Genomic DNA, 3,010 nt, shown 5'->3' on the forward strand with positions numbered 1-3,010 from the left:
AATAAGTACCATAGGATAATTCGGTGAACGATACGATTCCATTTTTATCAGATTTCACATCTGCATGGCCCGCTTCCTTTGTACATTCCTTATCCATATACAGACGGAAGGTAGCTCCTTCTAATTGTTTACCCGTTCCTTTTTCGATTTTCGTAAACTGGATAGACCCTTTTGGTTCTTCAATGATGATTAATTCATTTTCGAATGTCCCTGCATCTACCACTTCCTTATCCACAGTCACCTCTCGAACTTCCGTGGATAACTGGTAGCCCTCCGGTGCAGCGACCTCTTTCACATAATAGGTGCCGTATGGCAGATCCGTAAACGAAACGATACCATCTTCGTTAGATTTCACATCTGCGTGGCCCGCTTCCTTTGTACATTCCTTATCCATATACAGACGGAAGGTAGCTCCTTCTAATTGTTTACCCGTTCCTTTTTCGATTTTCGTAAACTGGATAGACCCTTTTGGTTCTTCGACGATAATTAATTCATTGTCGAATGTCCCTGCATCTACCACTTCCTTATCCACAGTCACCTCTCGAACTTCCGTGGATAACTGGTAGCCCTCAGGCGCAGCAACCTCTTTCACATAATAAGTACCATAGGATAATTCGGTGAACGATACCATTCCATCTTTATCAGACTGCACATCTGCGTGGTCCGCTTCCTTTGTGCATTCCTTATCCATATACAGCCGGAAGATGGCTCCCTCAAGCTTTTTGTTCGTTCCCTTTTCCACTTTCGTGAATTGAATCGACCCTTTTGGTTCTTCGACGATAATTAATTCATTGTCGAATGTCCCTGCATGTACCACTTCCTTATCCACAGTCACCTCTCGGATTTCTGTCGATAACTCGTAGCCTTTCGGTGCAGTGACCTCTTTCACATAATAAGTCCCGTAGGAGAGATCTGTGAATGATACGATTCCATCTTTATCAGACTGCACATCTGCATGGCCCGCTTCCTTTGTACATTCCTTATCCATATACAGACGGAAGGTAGCTCCCTCTAGTTTTTTATCCGTACCTTTTTCGACCTTCGTGAACTGAATGGATCCTTTTGGGTCCTCGAAAATCAATTCATTCTCGAATGTCCCTGCATCTACTTCAGTATCATCCTTGTCGACGATCACCTCCCGGATTTCCGTGGACAACTGGTAGCCCTCCGGCGCAGCGATTTCTTTCACATAATAAGTACCATAGGATAGTTCCTTAAATGTTACGATTCCATCTTCACTTGATTGTACATCTGCGTGGTCCGCTTCTTTTGTACATTCCTTATCCATATATAAACGGAAAGTAGCACCTTCTAATTGTTTATCTGTTCCCTTTTCCACTTTCGTGAATTGGATAGATCCTTTTGGTTCTTCGATGATTATGCTATCGTATTCATTGTCAAATGTCCCCGCATCTACAACTTTCTTATCCACGGTCACCTCTCGGATTTCCGATGATAACTGATAGCCCATTGGCGCTTTGATCTCTTTTACATAATAGGTACCATAGGATAGTTCCTTAAATGTTACGATTCCATCTTCACTTGATTGTACATCTGCATGGTCCGCTTCCTTTGTACATTCTTTATCCACATACAGCCGGAAGATGGCTCCCTCAAGCTTTTTGTTCGTTCCCTTTTCCACTTTCGTGAATTGAATGGATCCTTTTGGGTCCTTAATTGGTTCGTCTTCCTCATCCTCCATTGGTAACTTTGCGTTAAACGGATAATGATGTGTTTCGATTCCTCCATGCTGCGAATGAATGAAATTTTCTACAATAAGCGTTCCATTTAATTGACCGCTGCCAGTAGGTGCTAATGTAGCATATGGTGCTAATATAGAACCGACCATACCAATATTACTCAAATCAAAGTTAATTAGTTCAGGAAAATTCCAGAGTATTCTCCCCCCATCAGATGGAGAAAAATCTTGATCACCTTTTTTTAAAGCAAACCCTGATAATCTTAAATCAGTACCTAATACATTTATTAGAACGGTTGCATCCTCTGGCACAATTAATTTGAATAATGATACCCCTTGGAAGTCTTCCGTTTTAAGTGTGAAAATATTTAATTCTGGATGATCCCCTTTTAACGTTAATGTTGAATACTGGTTTTCAAATGTACCATTGGGGGTCAATTGTGACCATTTAGACGTTTTGTTAATTAAATCTGCTTTAGCATCCGCAAATAAACCACTTACGTCCTCTCTTAAAGGCTCTTTCTGCCCATTATTATTTGTCATTGTATATTTTTCAATTGTCCCATTCACGCCAATAACTGTATTCCCATTGAAGTTTGTACCGCCTTCTGCATAGAGCTCCTCTCCAACGATCAAGTCATTTCGGCCAGCAGCAGAAGGCGTTAATTTATCTCCTATACCATAATTGGTATATTCGGCTCTCTTTCCTACCGCCACTCTTCCTTCTGAATCAGAGCTCATTTGAGTATGGTTTCCAAATACAAATACATTAAAATCATTTGCAATTCCTAAATTGTCACATCTAGCTGCCTGAGAGCTTTGTACAGGCAACCAGGAAATAAATAAAGTAAAAATGATTGATAAAATAAAAAATCTACTTCTCATTTACTGCCCTCCGAGTATGATAAATACAAAAAGAATGCTCACCTCACATCACATGAGTTAAGCACTTTATAATATTATATTAAAATAATATTAATGTCTAAATTATTTTATAAGGTGAAGTATTAAAATTATTTAACATAAAGGTAAATTATTTTGAAATTTGATAGGGTTATTTTTCGGTAATGAAAGGGCAGCTTAAAGAGGAGAATAATAAGGCTTATGCATCTATGGCGTATGAAGAATACCAATAAGATTTACTCAGAAGACGAAAGACAAACCAGCTTATATGTATGGAGGCTTCTAAGGGGGATAATTCAAATAAAAAGCCCTTCCTCTTTCTGAGGAAGGGCTGTAAACATTGGTATATAACCAATATTAACGTTTTGAGAATTGTGGTGCACGACGCGCGCCTTTAAGACCGTATTT

The 3,010-nt window shown here is 39.5% G+C and carries 1 protein-coding gene; it reads right to left on the reverse strand.

The annotated features are described in order from the left end of the window. Nucleotides 1-2,584 (reverse strand): SpaA isopeptide-forming pilin-related protein (locus ACI35L_RS05335; protein WP_439802398.1); only part of this gene is annotated, 2,584 nt, incomplete at its 3' end. Nucleotides 2,585-3,010 lie beyond the last annotated feature (426 nt).

Origin of the sequence: Pradoshia sp., from assembly GCF_051873915.1 — a bacterium.
In the GTDB taxonomy this organism is placed as follows: domain Bacteria; phylum Bacillota; class Bacilli; order Bacillales; family Pradoshiaceae; genus Pradoshia.